Origin of the sequence: Aneurinibacillus tyrosinisolvens, assembly GCF_001015055.1 — a bacterium.
In the GTDB taxonomy this organism is placed as follows: Bacteria; Bacillota; Bacilli; order Aneurinibacillales; family Aneurinibacillaceae; genus Aneurinibacillus_A; species Aneurinibacillus_A tyrosinisolvens.
In genome coordinates, this window is the sequence record NZ_BBWZ01000035.1 from 20,690 (window position 1) to 40,765 (window position 20,076).

18 protein-coding genes, 1 pseudogene and 1 other annotated feature are annotated in these 20,076 nt (G+C 43.3%); of the genes and pseudogenes, 12 read left to right on the top strand and 7 right to left on the bottom strand.

Features of this window, described 5'->3' with window-relative positions:
* Positions 1-3: 3 nt before the first annotated feature.
* Both MBEAL2_RS21950 and MBEAL2_RS21955 read right to left on the bottom strand, forming a co-directional pair.
* A complete protein-coding gene (locus tag MBEAL2_RS21950; RefSeq protein WP_047154384.1) occupies positions 4-525 on the bottom strand; it encodes a PCYCGC motif-containing (lipo)protein in 522 nt (173 codons plus the stop codon).
* Positions 526-556: 31 nt separating this feature from the next.
* The gene (locus tag MBEAL2_RS21955; RefSeq protein WP_047154385.1) at positions 557-919 is read right to left on the bottom strand and encodes a hypothetical protein; all 363 of its coding nucleotides are present in this window, start codon (positions 917-919) and stop codon (positions 557-559) included.
* A 122-nt stretch (positions 920-1,041) separates the two neighbouring features.
* On the opposite strand from MBEAL2_RS21955, the gene MBEAL2_RS21960 reads away from it, so the two are divergent.
* Both MBEAL2_RS21960 and MBEAL2_RS21965 read left to right on the top strand, forming a co-directional pair.
* Positions 1,042-1,887: a metallophosphoesterase gene (locus tag MBEAL2_RS21960; protein WP_047154386.1), complete on the top strand. Its 846-nt coding sequence runs from the start codon at positions 1,042-1,044 to the stop codon at positions 1,885-1,887.
* 104 nt (positions 1,888-1,991) lie between these two features.
* On the top strand, positions 1,992-2,186 hold the full coding sequence (locus MBEAL2_RS21965; RefSeq protein ID WP_047154387.1) for a twin-arginine translocase TatA/TatE family subunit: 195 nt from the start codon (positions 1,992-1,994) through the stop codon (positions 2,184-2,186).
* A 45-nt stretch (positions 2,187-2,231) separates the two neighbouring features.
* Here the strand turns inward: MBEAL2_RS21965 and MBEAL2_RS21970 are convergent, their stop codons facing one another.
* Positions 2,232-2,555: a 2Fe-2S iron-sulfur cluster-binding protein gene (locus MBEAL2_RS21970; RefSeq protein WP_047154388.1), complete on the bottom strand. Its 324-nt coding sequence runs from the start codon at positions 2,553-2,555 to the stop codon at positions 2,232-2,234.
* 232 nt (positions 2,556-2,787) lie between these two features.
* Between MBEAL2_RS21970 and MBEAL2_RS21975 the strand changes: the two genes are divergently transcribed.
* On the top strand, positions 2,788-4,020 hold the full coding sequence (locus tag MBEAL2_RS21975) for an MFS transporter (protein ID WP_047154389.1): 1,233 nt from the start codon (positions 2,788-2,790) through the stop codon (positions 4,018-4,020).
* Positions 4,021-4,165: 145 nt separating this feature from the next.
* Here the strand turns inward: MBEAL2_RS21975 and MBEAL2_RS21980 are convergent, their stop codons facing one another.
* Both MBEAL2_RS21980 and MBEAL2_RS21985 read right to left on the bottom strand, forming a co-directional pair.
* Positions 4,166-5,242, bottom strand: a complete 1,077-nt coding sequence (locus tag MBEAL2_RS21980; RefSeq protein ID WP_201780836.1) for an alanine/ornithine racemase family PLP-dependent enzyme — start codon at positions 5,240-5,242, stop codon at positions 4,166-4,168.
* Positions 5,239-6,318: an N-acetyltransferase DgcN family protein gene (locus tag MBEAL2_RS21985; RefSeq protein ID WP_047154410.1), complete on the bottom strand. Its 1,080-nt coding sequence runs from the start codon at positions 6,316-6,318 to the stop codon at positions 5,239-5,241. The genes MBEAL2_RS21980 and MBEAL2_RS21985 overlap by 4 nt, the downstream gene beginning before the upstream one ends.
* A gap of 595 nt (positions 6,319-6,913) precedes the next feature.
* Between MBEAL2_RS21985 and MBEAL2_RS21990 the strand changes: the two genes are divergently transcribed.
* The 6 genes from MBEAL2_RS21990 (at position 6,914) to MBEAL2_RS22010 (ending at position 11,606) form a co-directional block, all read left to right on the top strand.
* Complete coding sequence (locus tag MBEAL2_RS21990) at positions 6,914-7,510, top strand: DUF6431 domain-containing protein (RefSeq protein WP_269082503.1); 597 nt, start codon at positions 6,914-6,916, stop codon at positions 7,508-7,510.
* A 151-nt stretch (positions 7,511-7,661) separates the two neighbouring features.
* A complete protein-coding gene (locus MBEAL2_RS21995; protein ID WP_047154391.1) occupies positions 7,662-9,044 on the top strand; it encodes a DDE-type integrase/transposase/recombinase in 1,383 nt (460 codons plus the stop codon).
* Complete coding sequence (locus MBEAL2_RS22000; protein ID WP_052947908.1) at positions 9,044-9,838, top strand: ExeA family protein; 795 nt, start codon at positions 9,044-9,046, stop codon at positions 9,836-9,838. Before MBEAL2_RS21995 ends, MBEAL2_RS22000 begins: the two co-directional genes overlap by 1 nt.
* A 72-nt stretch (positions 9,839-9,910) precedes the next feature.
* Positions 9,911-10,150 carry a hypothetical protein gene (locus tag MBEAL2_RS31990; protein WP_161798270.1) on the top strand — a complete coding sequence of 80 codons (240 nt, stop codon included), beginning with the start codon at positions 9,911-9,913 and terminating at the stop codon, positions 10,148-10,150.
* A 27-nt stretch (positions 10,151-10,177) separates the two neighbouring features.
* Complete coding sequence (locus tag MBEAL2_RS22005) at positions 10,178-10,417, top strand: hypothetical protein (RefSeq protein ID WP_047154392.1); 240 nt, start codon at positions 10,178-10,180, stop codon at positions 10,415-10,417.
* 304 nt (positions 10,418-10,721) lie between these two features.
* Positions 10,722-11,606, top strand: coding sequence for a hypothetical protein (locus MBEAL2_RS22010; protein WP_152667888.1), 885 nt, complete (start codon positions 10,722-10,724; stop codon positions 11,604-11,606).
* Here MBEAL2_RS22010 and MBEAL2_RS22015 read toward each other — a convergent pair.
* Positions 11,570-12,316 (bottom strand): DUF3109 family protein, encoded by a 747-nt coding sequence (locus MBEAL2_RS22015; protein ID WP_047154394.1) that lies wholly within the window; start codon positions 12,314-12,316, stop codon positions 11,570-11,572. The two genes, MBEAL2_RS22010 and MBEAL2_RS22015, sit on opposite strands and share 37 nt — an antisense overlap.
* A gap of 175 nt (positions 12,317-12,491) precedes the next feature.
* Here MBEAL2_RS22015 and cimA point away from each other — a divergent pair, with 175 nt between their 5' ends.
* The 3 genes and pseudogenes from cimA (at position 12,492) to MBEAL2_RS22030 (ending at position 19,296) form a co-directional block, all read left to right on the top strand.
* Positions 12,492-14,117 (top strand): citramalate synthase, encoded by a 1,626-nt coding sequence (gene cimA, locus MBEAL2_RS22020; protein WP_047154395.1) that lies wholly within the window; start codon positions 12,492-12,494, stop codon positions 14,115-14,117.
* 85 nt (positions 14,118-14,202) lie between these two features.
* Positions 14,203-14,448 (top strand) — a binding site (T-box leader).
* Positions 14,449-14,501: 53 nt separating this feature from the next.
* Positions 14,502-17,603 (top strand): isoleucine--tRNA ligase, encoded by a 3,102-nt coding sequence (ileS, locus tag MBEAL2_RS22025; RefSeq protein ID WP_047154396.1) that lies wholly within the window; start codon positions 14,502-14,504, stop codon positions 17,601-17,603.
* Between the two features lie 305 nt (positions 17,604-17,908).
* A pseudogene (locus MBEAL2_RS22030) lies at positions 17,909-19,296 on the top strand (peptide MFS transporter).
* A gap of 110 nt (positions 19,297-19,406) precedes the next feature.
* On the opposite strand, the gene MBEAL2_RS22035 reads toward MBEAL2_RS22030, so the two are convergent.
* Positions 19,407-19,808 carry a YkvA family protein gene (locus tag MBEAL2_RS22035; RefSeq protein WP_047154397.1) on the bottom strand — a complete coding sequence of 134 codons (402 nt, stop codon included), beginning with the start codon at positions 19,806-19,808 and terminating at the stop codon, positions 19,407-19,409.
* Positions 19,809-20,076 lie beyond the last annotated feature (268 nt).

Here is a 20,076-nt window from a genome sequence, read left to right on the forward strand (position 1 = left end):
TTTCTATGCCCCCGGCATTGGAGTCGGGGTCGGCTTGGCATAGCCTTCTTTATATTTATTATCAATATATTTTCGGATTTCCAGGATGCTTTTCCCCTGCTGCTTCATTTGGATCGATTCAACCGCAATATTCATACAGTTGGCACACGTTGTACCGTGAGAGTTCCATACGATCTTTCCATCCGGCTTTACCTCATTAATAAAGCACTCGCGGTTGCTTCTGTGGCCGACGCTTTCCCCGCACCCGCAGTAGCATGCGATATGGTCCATTGTATCATGGTTGTATGCTGCTAATTCGTAAATCTGAGCAATTTGCGGGTCAAGATTCTTCAGGAAGGTGGGCAGTTCTTTCGGACCGGACGTTGTTTCAAGCGTGTCGCCGCCAGCCAGCTGCTGTTGATTCGATGCAGCGTGCTGTGCGTGCTCGCCGGCAGGTTTTGAAGAACACCCGGCAAGGCCCGTTGCCAGTAAAAGCACCCCTGTAATTGTAGTGAAGAAAAACTTGCGTGATGCACCTTTCATCATAAAAACGCCTCCTAATAAATCGATTATAGCGTCATTTGCTGAAAAATCGTGTGACAAATTGTCCCCATTCTTCTTCCGTATCGATGCTCATGATTTCATCATAAAGCTCGAATAGCCATTGCTCTTCATCCGCCGGCTCTTCTATCGTTTCCCCGGTCATGATGGCCGCTGCCGCGTTTTCCTCCCGCCATTTCTTCTGATAATTAGAGAGGAGAGGCGCGACAGCATCACTGAATAGCGCCTTTTCCTCAAGCGGATTTCGCTCGGTGCGTTCTTCGTAAAACTGAAGGTATTCCTCCTGGGTGTTCGGCGCAATACCTTCCGGCAGCCGTTCCCCGAGGTATATTGCGTGTCTTACTTTATCCATTGTCCGGCGAACCTGTTCTTCGGTCATAACGATTTCCCTCCGGTATAATTAAGTCGTTCTTGCGATAACTTCTATAATATAGTAGCTTATTTGGAGGGAAAGCGCGAGAATAGAACGATCTTGTTCTTAACTTAATAGGAGAAGAGAAAATGAACCGGAGAGAGTTTATAAAGAAGATTTTCGTTGGAGTGCTTGGAATCTCTGTACTGAGTGCGCTGGACGGCTTTTTCATTGAGCCCCGTATTTTTCGAAGAAAGGATGTCACCGTACCGCTCGATGCTTTGCCTGAAGGGTTTAACGGATTTCGAATGGCCCATTTTTCCGATGTTCATATTGGCAAAGGCCTGACTGCTGAGGACCTCATCCCGCTTGTCGGGAAAATAAACAGGGCGAAGCCGGATATGGTTGTTTTCACGGGAGATTTGCTTGACTATGAAATGAGCGAATTGAATAAAACCGCGGAGGTACTCGGAGAATTAACTGCCCCATACGGCAAGTTTGCTGTTCTGGGGAATCATGATGTATGGGAAGAAATAGACACGGAGCAGCTTTTGCAATCTTACAGGGCAGCAGGGTTCAAGCCGCTCGTCAATGAAAACGTCCGTATTGTGCACCGGGATACGGGAACACCTCTCTACCTGGCAGGATTGGATGACGCGTGGGGATACCCGAGTTGGAGTAAGACGTTTGGAGGGATTCCACCGGATAGCTGCACCATCGCTTTGATTCACGAGCCGAACTTGGCGGACAGGGCAAAGAAATACAATGTTTCGCTCCAATTGTCGGGGCACAGCCACGGCGGGCAGGTGCGCCTCCCGTTTATTGGGGCTACCGTTTACCCTCCGCTAGGGGATAAGTATTCGGATGGCCTGCAGAAAGCGGATAAGAGTGATATGTGGGTACACACATCAAGAGGAATCGGCATGACCAAACTGCCTGTAAGATTTCTTTGCCCTCCGGAATGGCATATCATTACCCTTTGTAACAGGGCGTAACATAATGATTCAAGAAATTGTGACATTTGCCTCCTTTATTTCGTGATATATGCAAGCTTTTGGTTTATAATAAGCCTATGATCGGCTAAAAAGGAGAGATTTGCATGCTTGGAAATATCGGACCCTCCGGATTAATTTTAATTCTTATTATTGCACTCGTCGTTTTTGGACCGAAGAAGCTGCCGGAGATTGGCCGGGCTTTCGGACAAACCTTAAAGGAATTTAAGAAATCTACACGTGATTTAACCGCTGATGAGGAAGAAGAGAAAAAATCAAATCAGTTAAAAGAACTGAATTAATACAAAAGGATGCCCCGGCGGCATCCTTTTTTTCCTCTTTCTGGATTAATCATCCTTAGGGCGCGGTCCGGCGTCCGCAGCGGAATCCGTAGAAAGCATGACCGGTTTGACGGTGAGGTCGTTATGACAGTGAAGCTGGCAGGAGAGCCGGATATTTTTCTCGAAATTTCTCGCTTCGATAATGTGTGCCTCCAGTTCATTAAGAGGACCCGCATCACCGGCAACAATTTCTACCCGGCAGGTTGTGCAGCGAGCGTTCCCGCCGCACCGATGCATAATCGGCACCCCGTTATCCTCAAGCGCAAGCACAAGTTTTTTTCCTTCTTCTACTTCAAAACTGTCAAAGCCTTCTACTGTAATTTTTGGCATGGTAATCCCTCCTGGTTGTTTTATCTGCTCGTTTCCTTTTTACCCGATACGCATCCTTTTTAACGGGCAGCTGCTGCTATAGATTTTCTGGAAAAATTAGTGTATACTGTGGAGTATAAGAATCGTCCGGCCAGCTATTCCAACAATTTGTCTCTGCAACGGTCCCTTACACGCTTGTGTCAGGGTTTTTTTATTTTGCTTTTTAGTGAAAACAGAAAGGAAGCGCATCAATTTGGAAGTATGGAAACGGAATTTGTACATTTTATGGTTCGCTCAGTTTATCGTTATGGCAGCTATGAGTCTCGTTGTTCCGTTCTTGCCCCTGTATCTTCATCAGGACTTAGGTATATCTGATCCTGCTCTTATTCAGCACTGGACAGGGTGGATTTTTGCTGCGAACTTTTTAACCTCTTTCCTTTTCTCCCCGATATGGGGAAAGGTCGCAGATAGAACAGGAAGGAAGCTAATGCTAATCCGGTCAGGCTTAGGGATGGCGATCGTTACAGCATGCATGGGGTTTGTCACCTCGCCTTTACAACTGCTTGGACTAAGGCTGCTAAACGGCGTTATTTCCGGATTTATCCCTGCTGCAGTTGCACTCGTAGCGACGAATACGCCGAAGGAGCGGTCAGGATACGCGCTCGGGTTCCTCCAATCAGGTGCTGTGGCCGGTTCGATTCTCGGCCCGCTGCTGGGCGGATTGCTTGCCGAATGGGTTAGCTTTCGCCAGATTTTTATTATAACCGGGATTATGCTGTTTACAGCTTCTGTTCTCGTTATTATGCTCGTAAAAGAAATTAATAAGCCAAAGCCGGCCGAGCGTGCGGATGACAAAAGATTCGGAAATGATTTTGATAAAATCATTCATACGTCCCCACTCCCTGTGCTGTTTCTAACCGGGTTCTTAATTCAGTTTGCCATGATGAGCACCAGTCCGTTTATGTCGTCGTACGTACAGGAATTATGGCACAGCAGCCATTATATTTCTCTCATTGTTGGTCTGGTTGTGTCGTCGGCGGGCATCTCGACGATGCTTTTCTCAACCTGGCTCGGTAAATGGTCAGACAAAATCGGAGCAAAGTATGTTTTATTGTTCAGCCTTCTTGGGACAGCCGTGTTTTTTATTCCCCAGGCCTTCGTTCAATCCGTTTGGTGGCTCATGTTCTTCAGGTTTCTGCTTGGAATTTGTATCGGCGGGCTGCTCCCGTCGGTTAATAATTTGATTCGCAAATATTCCCCCAGGGGAATGGAAAGCAGCACGTTTGCATACAGCACAAGCGCGCTTAATCTTGGAAACTTACTTGGGCCGATCATTGGCGGGTCACTGAGCGGAGCTATCGGACTGCACGGGTTGTTTTTCCTGTCGGCCGCTCTCTTTATTGTGAATACAGTGTGGGTTAAAATCAAACTCCATCCAAGTGAAACCCCCCGGGCGCTGCTGTCCCATGTCATGCATGTAAAATAAAAGGTATGTGCTAGCGTATATAATCGGTTAAAAACTAATCCTAAAAAGGGCGACACATAGTCATATCGGATGGCACATTAAATTTTGGCTGGTCGAAAAAGATAACCTTGTTTTCTAGTTTTACTTCCTAGAAAACAAGGTTATTTTACATAGTATGAATATATTCTTTCATGACATATGGGGAGGTCATAACGGAGAGAAGTGCTCCATAGTCAAGATTGAACGCCACTTCGTCTCCTACTTTCAAATCTACCTTTTTAGCATCAAGAATAGTATGGTCACTGCTTGAACCTAGAATTTCAATATCTAATTTTGGCGTTAGTCCACTAACTAGTACATCCTGAATTCCAACCCCAAGGATAGCTCTTCTAATTTGCCCACGATTTTTCCATTTTGGAGAGATTCCAAATGCATTTTGACCTATTTCTCCATTAGGTATGGATGATTTTATTTTTGATTCTATAACCTCAGATATGAATGTGAAGACGTCCGTAAATAATTCTGGTATTCTCTTACGGCAAAGAGTTTCTCTTCCCAAAAATATGGATTCTCCCAGCCTTAAATTGTTGATATTCCCTATATCATCAGCAGTTGCAAACCACCTGTAATTTGCTGAATTTCCTCCTGAAACATAGCTAAGTGGCAAAGCAAATTTCTTCTCAACTTGGATAGCGAGCGAAGATAGCGTTTCCATCTTGTCTTCATTCGGTTTGACTCCTCCAAAGCAAGCAAAATTAGCTCCAATCCCAACCATTTTAACTCCCGGAAGTTTCAACACATCTTGAACATACTGATCGAGATTGAGTGGGCTAATACCTTCTCTTAAATCACCCATTTCTATCATGAGGATAATTTTATGCAGAGTTTTGTTTTTTATCGCGGTTTCTGAAAGTCTCTTAATGACCGCTATCTCGGTATTCATACTAATATCAGCATACTTTATGACTAAGTCAATCTCACTTAAAGCTGGTGTTCGTAATAAAACAAATTCTGCCTGAATACCTGCATCACGCATTTTCTTAAGGTTTATTATCTTTGAATCTGCCAAAATACGAATGCCTTTATTGACAAGAACCTTTGCAATCTCTGGCCCCCCACAAATTGCTTTTGTAACGCCCATAATTCCAATTCCTTTTGAACCATACAAATTGAAAAGTTTTTCTGCATTATGTGCAAGCTTAACGAGGTTAATTTCAACCCTAGGTGTCCTAAGCCTAATCAATTGGTAAGCACTTTACTCTTCATTTCCGGGAATGCCTTAAAGATGCTAGAGATTAGCTTATCACATCCATGTTTTAAAACATCAGTCGTTGGAAGTTGGAATTGATTTTCATACTCTGAAACAACATCCTCAATTTCTTCATTTGACATGTTTTCATGGTTGATGGTAATAGCAATTACTTTTGAGCTTGAAAAGTTTTCGACTAACTCAATCTCACTTTTAATCGTTGGCATTTCCATAAAACTAAAATCTCCTAAATTTTTGCGTTTCGGGGGATGTTGAATAATAACCGCTCCAGGTCTTGACCCTCTTAAGATGCCACAGGAACTTATATATGCAGGATGACTTAAAGCTCCTTGACCTTCAACAATAATAATGTCAGGATTCTCATTATCATAGGCTTTCATAATTTCATTTTCAATTTCACCAATCATAAACTGGAGAGGCATGGCATCTATCGCCACCCCATATTTAGCTCCTTGAATAATACCTGTTTGTCCCGTGGCCACAAAAGCAACATTCAATCCCTTTTCTAATAAAGCAGCTTCAAGAATAACAGAAGTCGTTCTTTTGCCAACTGCGCTATCTGTTCCAAGAACGGCTATAATTGGGGTTTGAATGTCTAAAATTCTTCCTGAAAAAAGGTGTAAATCCTTACTTTGTGGTGGCTTTCTAACATCATGAATGGTAACTCCATATTCAATCGATTGATTTAAAAATTCCGCGTCTTCCGTAAAGAATTCATGGAGTGGATTTATGATATCCATCTCGAGTTCCATTGCTTTCATAACGATTTCTCTTTCATCATTTTTTAAAAATGCATCCGCAGGCGCGATCCCGTAAATGAATTGATTTGGTAAAAAAGACAATTTTTCAACGGCATGATCAAGGCTTGCAAATATCGGGATTCCATTTTTTTCCCCCTCAAGATATTCACCTGCATCCATTCCACTCTTCGTACTGTCAATTACTCCAACGATCTGATATTTTCTTGAGCTTCTTATAAGCCCATTTGCGGTCTTTCCGTCCATCGCTCCAAAATGACCTTCACAATAAATAATTGCCGTTTTTTTCATCATAACTTCCCTTCCTAAAACTTTTTTTGCATCTATGCGTTCGGATTAGGAAAATTTCACATATCCATACAAAAAAACACCTTAACACTATAGAAGAAAGCAAGCAGGCTTATGGCCAAGACACTAATCATGTAAGATGTTTTTAAAATATGAAATTTATTCCATTTGTTACCTTTAAGTGTATCACATGTTACTACTTTAAAGTGCTTAATTAAAAAATATAAATAACCGGTAGACAAATTACTCCCATAAGGTCCCCAAGCTGCTTACTGCCACCAAATTTGAACATACACCCGAAGAATCCGAAGAGGTTTTTGAAAAATTACCTATCATCGGAGATGAATTTCATCTACAGGCTAAGAAAGAAGCCTTACCTGTGAATGAGAACGTGGTTAACTGTCCGCAGACTGATTCTTTGTCGAGATAGAGAGTGAGTTCGCCGGTTATTTTGTCGTAAAAACAGGAAAATAAAAGCCGACAGGGAATTTGACAGAGTAAGAAGAGTCAGATTTCGTGTCGGCTTTTACTATGGATAAAAGGAAAGAGCCATTTGCCTCCACCCTGCCAGGTTATCGCAAATGACTCTCACTAACTAATGATTATTTTACTAGAATGCGCGTATAGCATCAAGAAGTATATTCGAAATATTTACAGGTATGAGATAGAAGTGGTTTGTCCCTGTTGCGGAGAACGGATGAGAAAACATACAGGATACAAGCGGAATGTGATCTGTAAAACAAAGGTGTATGAGATTCCAGTTCTGAGAAGACGATGTCGGCACTGTAAGAAGGTGTACTCTTTGCTGCCTTCTTTCATCATTCCGTATGAACGATTCGCCAATCACATACGAGAATACATGGGGCTATGGGTACGAGAGGGTGTACCTATTGCGCACCTTCCGGTGCGCTTAACAACGGAAAACGTATCGATTGTTTCTTTACGGACGCTCTATCGTTGGCAAGCAAAAATAAAGGCGAAAGTTCACAATTGGATGCATAGACAAAGAGCCATAGTTGCGGCTAGATATGAGGAGGGAGAGGGGTTACTTCCTCTCTATCGAGAGGGGATGAATAGCAAACAGGAGCAACGACTGCTTCTCTCTCTATTCTTCAACCAGGCAGGTAACCTCCCCCGAATGGGTACCCTTTTTTCCAAATTGAATCTCCGCCTGCCATATTTGGAAATGTGGTAAGGGTTTAGCCTATAGGATTGGTTGGCGAACAGACGCGATATGACTATATATCCAAATTATGTATCAACAAAATATGTCACTCTCTTCCCCTTTTTTCTGTATGAGAAACTAGTCATAGCTTTATTTTGCATATAGAGGAGGAGTAAAAGAGATGGATGACAATCTTCGAAATGAGATTGCTGCTTTTCGCTTTGGTTTAATTGCACCGGTGGTGCAGAGGAGACTGGCTCCAGGGGAAAGGTATGCCCTTTTGCGGGAAATCGCTGGCCAAACGTACACCATTCCATGTAGCGAAAAAACAAAAATTAGTATCCGCTCGCTAGAGCGATATCTTCAAGCTTATGAAAGTGGGGGATTTGATGCGCTAAAGCCTCAGATTAGGGAAAAGAGAGGAAGCTTGCATCATCTCGAGCCGACCATTCTACAACGAGCTCTCGAACTGAGAAAAGAATTGCCCAGTCGCAGCGTTGATCAAATCATCCGAATTCTTGAATTAGAGGAGGTTATAGAACGCGGTGTGTTAAAATCTCGTACCCTCTCTCGTTATTTTCAAGAGCATGGCTGGAACAAACGAGACATGTATCGAGCGGTTACAAAAGAATTTCGTATGTTCGAACATGATGCGCCAAATGATTGCTGGCAAGCAGATACGCAACATACTTTACATCTTCCTGACCCGGATAATCCGTCCAAACGGAAGAAGGCTTACTTAATTGCGATCCTTGATGACCATAGTCGTCGTATTATGCACGCCGAGTTCTTTTTTGAAGAGCGTTCTCCCAGGCTTGAAAGATGTATGCAAAAAGCTGTACTTAAACATGGTGTTCCCCACATCTTCTATTGCGATAATGGGTCTGTATACAGTGCCAAGCAATTTAAGATTATATGTGCCAAACTCGGAACAAAACTCATTCATGCCAAACCGTACTCACCGGAGTCAAAGGGGAAAATAGAAAAGTTCTTCCAGTATGTTGACAGCAGTTTCACTGGTGAGGCAAAACTTTTAATTCAAGAAGGCAAATTGAAAAACCTGCAGCAACTTAATCAATATCTTCGCTCTTGGCTAGAATCTTACGATAATCGGATTCATCGTGGAACAGGACAAACACCGAAGAAACGATATGAAGCCAAAAAAGAAGAAGTTCGCTATCTCGATGCAGAAAAGGTAAAAGAATGCTTTCTGTGGGAAGAAGAGCGTACCGTAAGAAAAACAGCGATAATTGAGTTAGAAGGAAGTAATTATGATGTTGATTCCTCTCTTCGAGGGAAGAAAGTGAAGATTCGATATAACCCCTTTGACTTATCTCTTATCCAGGTATGGAAGGACGAACAGCGCTTTCCTGATGCCGTTCCAGCACAACTGCGTAATCAACAACACTCTAGGATACCGACAGACTCTGGCAACGATACACCACCGACGGTGGTGTCAGATTACTTAGAAAAACTGAAGAAAGAACAAGAGGATGAAAAACGTAGAGAGTTAGGAACACCGAGCTTCGTCACATGGAAAGAGAAGAAGCGAGGTGAAAAGTAATGATCTTAGAGTTTTTCGAAATGAAAGAGGTGCCCTTTACACGCGAAATTGTACCTACCCATCTTTTCGGTTCAGCAACGCATCAAGAAGCTTCAGCCCGACTGGAATACGCTACTCATCATCGGCAGTGTTGTCTTCTTACAGGGGACCCGGGAACAGGCAAATCTACCGCTGTTCGTTCTCTTATCTATCATTCCGATCAGGTAAAGTACCGGCATGTATACCTGTGTGATTCAGCACTTACACCTAAGCTTTTTTACCACGAAGTCTTACACTTTTTTGGGATGCAACCTGCTTATCGAGCTACAGAAGCAAAGCGACAATTTCAAACCTTGATGCTAGATATTTATGAAAATGAAAAAAAGATTCCGGTTATTACCCTTGATGAGGCCCATCATTTTTCAGATAATATGTTGCAAGAGCTCCGATTTATTTTGAATTTCAAAGAGGATTCCATGTCCCCTATGTCATTGATTTTAATTGGTCAACCAAGTTTGCGAAACCAATTGAAAAGCAAGCATTTAGAAGCCATTGATCAGCGAATTCAACTCCGTTACCAAATTACTGGGTTAACGGAAAAGGAAACACACGCCTATATTCGGCACCATCTTCAAGTTGCGCAAACACCACACGATATCTTTTCAGAAGAAGCTCTTCGAGCAATTTATCATTTCACACAAGGCGTACCTCGAAAAATTAATACCTTATGTAGTCAAAGCTTATTAGATGCTTGCGTATTAGGAAATAAAATTGTCGGTGAATCTCATATTCAACGAGTCATTAACGAGCAATAATGGAGGGGATCTTTTCCTCTCCGTTTTGTATTTCCGACACAAAAATAGGCGGCACACTAGTAGCCAACGGCAATGAATGTGACCGTATCACATTGGCTACGCCAATGCGGCTGGCTAAACATCCGCCATCGAAGATGGCTGCGGACAGTTAACATGGATGTAGCCACATACACTATGACCGATGAGGAAATGCTGGAGGCAATTAAAGCGCTAATAGCAACAAAAAATATTGGAAATACGAAATCCGTACAACTGAAACATGCTCGCATCGAAAAAATTAAAGATATTCTGTTTGATGTCTTTTCTATCTAAACTCAAATTACGAAAGAGTGTCATACAATGTCTATTTTAACATCTGAACAAGTAATAGAAATGTTTAAGCTTACAGGACCGTCAAAGAGATTTTGTAATCATTTAGCTGACCTAGCGGTATTTTCATATGGGGGAGATTCTCATCGCGCTCACATCAGACCGATTACATGGTCAGAAGGAGATGAAGTCGAGGTAAATGGATTTGATAAGCTTTTTGTCTACGGGCATACAACAATAGAGAAAAAGCTTGACCGTTGTCGAAAATAAGGAACGAGCGGAACACCCTTGTGTATGGAAATGCTTTTCCAAGATGATTTCCCATCCTATACGAGATCGATCTGTGAAAAACTTACGGTCACTCCGAAAAGAAATCACCAATGCGGATGTAGATATGCTTATAAAAGGAATCCGCTTAGCCATGAATCCATAATAAGGAAAAAACCAGCCGAAATTGGGCTGGTTTTTAATCCTTTTTTTTTGTGGAAAGCGGAAGACAGCAGGGTATTACGTATAGTGTAGGCACGCAAATGCGACAATAAGGAAGGAATACTATGTGAAAGGGGAACCAGACATGGCTGATATTGAATTTTTTCCGGAACTAAGAACAGCGGGCGGGGAAGCGGTATCCATTTATCGAAGGGGCGAATGGATCGGGGATATGTACCTTATTTATCGCGAAAACGGATTGCTGTCAGGTACGATCCACTTCGATGCGAATTTTATCCAGGAAGATGATAAAGAAGAAGTGCTTGCTTATATTCGACCGTATATTCATAGCTTACGCATTGCGTTGGATTTGGAGGAAACAAGCATTAATGTTGTGTTTGGCCGATATAGCTTTCTTGAAGATGAGGAAGAGGATGAAGTATGGGGTGAACAGGTTAATGGGTACGAAAGGTGGATCGTAGGAGTAGGGAAGGAAGGAATCGAGTATCAAGTATACGATGAGGATGAAGAATTATTCGCTGAAGCTGTTGTTGATATTAGAGGGACCGAAATTTACGGTGACATCAATTTCATTCGCGAGCCAAAAAACGAAGAAATGAACGATTTGGAAGCTCTTCTCATTAAGGATTATGATCTCGATCTGGTTGATAAATATCACTTTACGTATACAGTAAATGGGGAAGCCGTGGAGGAGACCATTGTAGAAGCAAATGATGAGTATGCGACTGAAGAAGATGAGGACGAGGATGAATCGGTGTACGAGTTATACGACGAGGGCGAGGAAAAAATAGGCGAAGCCGCCCTCCTGGTTGGAGAGGACGGCAACACAGATATTACAGTAAACCTCAGCCAGGCACCGAGTGATGACTTGCTTCATGATGTTAGCAGAACATTACTCAATAAAGCGCTCGATAGAGGGACCGGTCTTGTAGACATTCGTATTTATTATAATGAAGAACTGGTCGATGGTTTTCATTTCACAAGAGGAAGCAGCTTTTCGAATTCCTGAATCGTTTCCTTGCCCCAATAGGCTGCAAGCAGATCGCGTCCCCATTCCCATGCCGGAACATAGCCGGCCTCATTAAAAAATTCAGCCGGAGTGTTCGGCGGGCGGCGGAGCGGATTGACGCACGAATAGGTGGAACGGTAAAAGTCTCCCCAGCGGCTAAAACTTTCCGTTTCCTCCGTAATGGCCGTCACTAGAATTCCTTCATCACATTCAATAATTTCAAGCGGGAAAAGCGAGCAGCTAAACGGCTTAAGCTTCGCGGGGTCGATGCCGTTATCGAGAGCATAGCGGTGAATACTGCAAATGCGCTTCCCGTTTTCTTCTACAAGATACAGGCAGTTTCCATTGTGTGTTCGAATGGATGCATAATAATTTGTGTCCCTTGTCTGCTCAAAAACTCCCTTTTCCTTTGCCAGGCGCACTCGCTCATCGTGGGTGTGCCTTTCTAATATGGCGAAAGCGTGCTCCTCAAAAAGCTCAAGATTCTCCCCATCCATGGAATAGGGCTGCCCCTTCTCGCAGCAGTTACGCCCATGTACGAGGTGGCAGTTAAAACAATCTAAGTTTGCCGGTGTCATAAGAGCTTCATCGATTAAAAACCGATCGTATCTGTGGATCGTTTTTCCTAAATGGCGGGTTATATAGTGGTATACGGAAAGTGCTTCCGTAAAACCGAGTTGTTCAGGTGTGCCATAGTACCGGCTGCGCATAGTGTAACCTACTTTCTTTTGGCATTGCATAGTGTTTGTTTTTATCATAGCCAAAAAAGTTTCTTATAGCTACCCTGTTTGTCTTGTGATATACTTTATTGAAAAAAACGTTAAATTCAGAAAAATAGAGATCGTGTGGATGAGAGAAGAAACAAGAACTGGGGGGCGACTGTGCATGAAACCACAAATATTCATTTATGACACAACACTGCGTGATGGGACACAGGGGGAGGGCGTCAGCCTGTCGGTAGACGACAAGCTTAAAATCGCGAAAAAGCTGGATCAATTAGGTGTCCATTATATAGAGGGAGGCTGGCCCGGGAGCAATCCGAAAGATATGGAGTTTTTTGTCCGGGCGAGAGAACTGCAGCTTACCCATGCAAAGATAACGGCATTTGGCAGTACGCGCCGCTTCGGTATTAAGGCGGAGGCAGATGAAAACTTGCAAATGATTATCGAGAGCGGGGTTGAAGCTGTCGCAATCTTCGGCAAAAGCTGGGATTTCCATGTTACCGAGGCACTGGGAACAACGCTTGAAGAGAACCTGCATATGATTTATGACTCCGTTCGTTTTTTAAAGGAGAACGGACTGGAAGTCATTTATGATGCGGAGCATTTTTTTGACGGGTATAAAAATAACGCGGAGTATGCGCTTGCCACCCTTCAGAAAGCCTCGGAGGCAGGAGCGGATTGGCTTGTGCTCTGCGATACGAATGGAGGATCGCTGCCCAGTGAAATCCTTCAGATTGTCAGCCGTGTGCGCAGGGAAATCCCTACGCCGGTTGGGATTCACTGCCATAATGACGGGGAACTCGCTGTTGCCAATTCACTATCAGCGATTAGCGCGGGAGCGACCCAGGTGCAGGGGACAATCAACGGGTTTGGCGAGCGGTGCGGCAATGCGAACCTTATTTCTGTTATTCCGAATCTCCAGTTGAAAATGGGGTATTCCTGCGTACCGGAAGAACAGCTTAAGCAATTAACGAACACATCCCGGTATGTATACGAAATTGCGAATATTTCACCTGCGAACACACAGCCATTTGTCGGACACAGCGCGTTCGCCCACAAAGGCGGAATGCACGTCAGTGCCATTCTTAAAGCGGGAGAAACATATGAACATATCAACCCAGACGTTGTCGGTAACATGCGCCGTGTCCTTGTATCCGAGCTTTCCGGGCAGAGCAACCTGTTGTTTAAGGCACAACAGCTTAATATCGAACTTGATAAAACGAAACCCGAGGGCCGCCGTATCATACAGAAAATAAAGGAACTGGAACACCAGGGGTATCAATATGAGGGAGCCGAAGCTTCTTTTGAACTGCTGCTTCGCAAAGGGCTTGATGAATTCGAAGAGGTATTTACCGTTGAGTCCTTTAAGGTTTTTATGGAGAAACAGGGAGATGAGGACATTCGGACCGAGGCCACGGTCAAGCTATGTGTGAACGGACAGATCGTTCATACCGTTGCAGAAGGGAATGGGCCGGTCAACGCGCTGGACAATGCGCTGCGCAAAGCGCTTGAATCGTTCTTCCCGGATATAAAGGACATGTATCTGACGGATTATAAAGTGCGCGTACTCAGCGAACAGGACGCAACGGCTTCTAAAGTTCGCGTATTGGTGGAATCGACTAAAGACGGAAGCAACAGCTGGAGTACGGTCGGCGTGTCGGCTAATGTAATCGAAGCTAGCTGGGAGGCGTTAATTGACAGTATGCGCTATGCGCTCATGGGGCGCCAGGATGATGCAGCAGACTGGGATGAAACGGTGCAGGAGCGACAGGGGATTTTAAATCATTAATCGGTTATTGGTAACTACTGCAAATTCCCTTGTGTGAATTGACAATTGCTTTCCCAGTGCATATAATGTTTTGTAACTAAAGCACACAAATTCGATGACGAGAATAAGTACGTTGTGAAGCTATTCCCCAGAGAGCCGGCGTTTGCTGAAAGCCGGTGTTTAGTTCACAGCCGAATATCCCCTCCGAGAAGTCAAGCTGAAGACCAGTAAGCTTGAACGGTAGTCTACCGTTAAAAAGAACGCGTATGATTGTACGTTGCTGAGTGCTATTGATGAACGGATTGTGATCAATAGAAACCAGGGTGGTACCGCGGGTAAACCCGTCCCTAGTCATAGGGGCGGGTTTTTTGTGTGCTTTTTAACCTATATGAGGAGTGGTATCACATGAAAGAGGTCAATGTAAAAGAATCTGCAGCAGAACGGGAACAACGGATTCGTAAGCAATGGAAAGAACAAAACACCTTCCAGCAATCGATTCAAAACCGGGAAGGAAAACCGTCTTTTGTATTTTATGAAGGGCCGCCGACGGCAAACGGGCTTCCTCATGTCGGCCACGCGTTAGGGCGCACGATTAAAGATGCAATAGCGCGGTACAAAACAATGACGGGCCATCAAGTACACCGCAAAGCCGGATGGGATACGCATGGGCTGCCGGTTGAACTGGGTGTAGAAAAACAGCTTGGCATCTCCGGAAAGCATGAAATTGAGAAATACGGAGTGGAAGCTTTTATTGCGAAATGCAAGGAGAGCGTATTTACGTATGAAAAACAATGGCGTAAGTTTACAGAGCAAATTGGTTATTGGGTAGATATGGAGAACCCGTATATCACACTGGATAATTCTTATATCGAAAGCGTATGGAATATTCTCGGGACCCTGCACGAAAAGGGTTTATTATATAAAGGGCACCGCGTGTCGCCTTATTGTCCGAGTTGTCAGACTTCTCTTAGTTCCCATGAAGTAGCACAGGGGTATAAGAATGTAAAAGACTTAACCGCTACTGCTAAATTTAAAATAAAGGATCGGGAGAATGAGTACTTCTTAGGGTGGACGACAACGCCCTGGACACTTCCGGCAAACGTGGCGCTCGCTGTCCATCCTGATATGGAATACGTGCGGGTGAAAGAAGGAGACAGTGTTTACATTGTTGCTCAAGCACTTGCAGACAGGGTGTTAAAACAAGAGTATCGCGTGTTATCCCGGCACAAAGGAAGAGAATTAGCCGGTCTTTCCTATGTACCTGTGTTTGAATTTGTAAACGTGGAAAAAGGCCATCAAGTGGTTGCGGCAGATTATGTAACCGAGCAAAGCGGCACCGGAATTGTTCATATTGCACCAGCGTATGGGGAAGATGACTACAAGGTTGTTCGGGAAAACGATTTTTCTTTCGTTAACGTAGTGGATGGAAAGGGGCAGTATACAAGCCAAGTTCCCCCGTTCGAGGGCAGATTTGTCAAAGATTGTGATGTAGATATCGTCCGTTATTTAGCGGACAAAGGTCTTCTGTATCACAAAGAGAAGCATGAGCATAGCTATCCGCATTGCTGGCGCTGCGACGCTCCGCTGTTGTATTATGCAAATGAAAGCTGGTTCATCCAAACAACGGCTCTAAAAGAACAATTCATCCAAAATAACGAAGGGGTCACATGGTACCCCGATCATATTAAACATGGACGATTCGGGAACTTCCTAGAAAATATGGTGGATTGGAATATAAGCCGAAACCGGTACTGGGGAACCCCGTTAAACGTATGGCAATGCCAGGAATGCGGCCATCAATATGCACCGAAAAGCATACAGGAATTAAGAAGCCATGCTTCTCATTCCGTTCCGGACACGATTGAGCTGCACAAGCCATACGTCGATGAAGTAAAACTACACTGTTCCGAGTGCGGCAGTACAATGGCACGTACGCCGGAAGTCATTGACGTCTGGTTTGATAGCGGCTCGATGCCATTTGCCCAGTATCACTATCCATTTGAAAACAAGGAACGATTTGAGAAACAATTTCCTGCCGATGTGGTTGTGGAAGGAATCGACCAAACACGCGGCTGGTTTTATAGCTTGTTGGCCGTATCGACCCTTTTTACCGGAAAAGCTCCTTATAAGCGAGTGTTATCCCTTGGCCACATCTTAGATGAAAACGGGCAGAAAATGTCGAAAAGCAAAGGAAATGCCCTGGACCCGGTTGATCTGGTACAGAAGTTCGGAGCAGACGCTCTGCGCTGGGCTCTTCTGGCGGACAGCGCTCCCTGGAATCCAAAACGGTTTTCTGAACGTGTTGTACAGGAAGCAAAGTCAAAGGTAATAGATACAGTGGTAAACGTATACGGTTTTTATGTGCTCTATGCAAACCTGGATGGTTATCAGCCGGATAAGGAACGCAGAGTAAAGCATACCAAACTGGATGAATGGATTTTGTCCCGTTTGCATAGCACAATAAAACGAGTCAGACAAAGCCTGGACGATTATCAATTCACGAATGCTGCACGTGAAATAGCTGTGTTCGTCGAGGGGCTAAGCAACTGGTATGTTCGCCGCTCAAGAGACCGCTTCTGGTCCCATGTCATGGGCGAGGATAAAGTTTCTGCCTATGCAACACTGCATGAAGTCGTGGTAAAAACAAGCCAACTGCTGGCACCCTTTACTCCTTTTGTGGCAGAGGATATTTATTCTAATCTCGAAGGCGGGAGTGTTCATCTAACCGATTACCCGGAATATGATGGAACGAAGATTAACGAGAAGCTAGAAGAAGAGATGGATGCTGTATTGCAGGTTGTAGAATTAGGGCGCAGTATCCGCAATACAACCTCGTTAAAAGTAAAGCAGCCGTTAGCAAGTTTGTCGCTCATCTTAAGTGAAAATCAGGATATCACATGGGAATCCTATAGCGATATTGTTAAAGATGAATTAAACGTAAAAGTATTTCAGGTTAAACAGGACGATGAGAGCTTCTTATCTTATAAACTAAAGCTGGATTTTAAACAAGCAGGTCCGAAATTCGGCAGCCAGACAAACCGTGTGAATGAGTGGCTGCAGGGCCTAACGAATACACAGGTGAAAGCATTCCTGGAAAGAGGGAAGGAAAGCTTTCAAACTCCTGCCGGCACTACATTAACCATAACAGCAGAAGAGGTACTGCTTGAGAAAGTACCGAAAGAAGGGTTTGCAGTCGCATCAAATGGAATGTATACGGTCATCCTGGATACAACGTTAACGGAGGAATTAATTCAGGAAGGCCTGGCCCGTGAATTGCTGCGTGGTATTCAGGAATATCGAAAGAAGTTAAACTTGCCTGTGAACTTACGTATTGATATTGAGATGAGCGCGAACAAGAAAATGGAACAGATAGTAACACGTTATGAAGGTCTTTTGAAAGAGAATGTACTTATGAATTCTCTTAAGCTATCCAGTGGGGTAGAGGCAGGGGAGCAACTGAAGGCAGGCAGCGAATTTGTTACTGTTCGCATCGTAAATCAACCATAAGCTAAAGAATTTTAATACCTCTAATATGAAAAGCTGCTCACATGGGCAGCTTTTTGTGATCACCATAATCAAATCCAGGAACCGAGTATACTGTAAATTAGTTTATAAATAACGTAAATTATTAGCGAATCATAGTAGAGTCACTATAAAAATAAATCGAATTATTCTATGATATGCAACTTTAAAAGGGTGATATCCCTGAATCCCAGAAGCTTCCGTTGTTTTCTATTTACTTTGTTGATAAAATAATTAAACAGTTCAATATAATAAAGAAATAGATTTAATATGGTAGGAGGCATAAAGATATGGGAGCAGCCGTAGAAATACAGCAGGCGGAGAACCAGCAGCCGAAAAAGAAACATCCTCCGGGATTGTACTTGCTGTTCTTCACTGAGATGTGGGAAAGATTTAGTTATTATGGTATGAGGGCGATTTTGGTTCTCTACTTAACAGCAGAGCTGGTTAGCGGTGGACTCGGATTTAGTAAGAGCTCCGCAATGGCTCTTTATGGATTTTTTACAGGTGCCGTTTATTTCACCCCGCTGGTGGGTGGTTATTTATCTGACCGTTTCTTAGGCAGAAGACTGGCGATTACGATCGGTGGTATTACGATGGCGCTTGGCAACTTCGCTTTATTCGCCAATCAGAGTAGAGGGGCCTTATATTTGGGATTACTTCTATTGATTATTGGTAATGGTTTCTTCAAACCGAACATTTCTACTCTGCTTGGGGAATTATACGATAAAGAGGACAAGCGAAAAGACGCAGCCTTCACGATTTTCTATATGGGTATTAATATCGGAGCCTTCTTCTCGCCCCTTATTGTGGGCTTCCTGGCAGAAACTTACTTTAAAACCACATTGAACGGTGTCGTTCATTACGGCTTTAAATATGGATTCTTAGCATCCTGTATCGGAATGATTGCTGGACAGATTTTATTTAATCTCCTGGGAAATAAGTATTTGGGGGATATAGGAAAAAAAGCGGTTGGAAAACCGGTCAAAACAACGAGCGGGAAGGTAGAAAACACGCCATTAACCAAAAAGGAAAAGCAAAGAACAGCCGTGATTGTCATCATTACGTGCTTCGTTGTTTTCTTCTGGGCAGGCTTTGAGCAGGCAGGAAGTTCGCTGACGATGTATACGGACAAATTTATCGACAGACAGGTGTTTGGCTGGACGGTTCCAACTTCTTGGTTCCAATCGTTAAACCCACTGTTTATCGTACTGCTGGCGCCGCTTCTTTCAGCGCTGTGGGTTAAGCTTTCCAATACGAAAAAGGGCGATTTGAAAATCCCGACAAAAATGGCGTTTGGTATGATTATGCTTGGCGTGGGCTATATGGTATTGCTCATGGGAGTATTAAAAACAGGCAGTGACGAACAGCACCTTGCCGTCAAAGCAAACATGCTGTTTATTATCTTCACTTATTTGCTCCATACGCTTGGTGAATTATTCCTCTCACCTGTAGCTTGTCCCTCGTAAGTAAAATTGCGCCGGTGAAGTTAGCGTCTCTCTTAATGGGCGTATGGCTGGCTAGCACAGGAGTGGCCAACATCCTCGGGGGATACCTGGCTTCGACTATCGAGTCTTTAGGGTATTTCGAAGTGTTTAGCTTAATTGGTTTGATGGCAATCGTGCTAGGCTTTGTTCTCCTGCTTGTATCAGGCAAGCTGAACAAAATGATGCAGTAAAAATCACATTTAAGATAGTGCGAGAAACCTGGCGTTTGCCAGGTTTTTTTGTTTGTTGTGCGAACGGACAGTTTAACGTAATAAGGTTAATCGAAAAGTTGGTGTCGTTTTTAAGAGTACATCACTCCATAAAAAATCTTTCCTACCCAATAAGCCAGTAAAATCCAAATGATAATGAAGAGAGTACCAACAAACCAATTCTTTGGTTTTCCATTCTGTCTTAGTTCATCTGCTTTCAATCTGTTTTCCTCAATAATATGAGCGGGTATTAATTTTAAAGTAAGTGAAATACCTAGAGGAACGATGATAAGGTCATCCAGATAACCTAATATAGGAATGAAATCAGGGATTAAATCAATTGGACTAAAAGCATACGCTACCACGCAAATTGCAACCAATTTAGCGTACCAAGAGACTCTATCATCTTTGTAAGATAGGTAAAGTGCAAATAAGTCTCTCTTTAATTTTCTTGCATAGTTTTTTAGTTTAGTTAATGCCGTTGCTTCTTCCATTTAAGAAATACACCTCCACTTATAAACAATCTATTCCTTTTACCTTATACCTTACGTCATGTAATTTAAAAGTAATTGTAATTGGTGAGGCATTTATAAACCTGTCCTTTTATAGACGAACTATTGAGCTAACAGGCAGTATTATGCAATAATTCATAACTTGATAAGAATAGAATTTTGTATGGTAATCATGGGGAGAATAAGGGATATAAACCAAAAAGGACGAAAATATGTTGATTCCTTATTTACACATAGTATATAACATTTC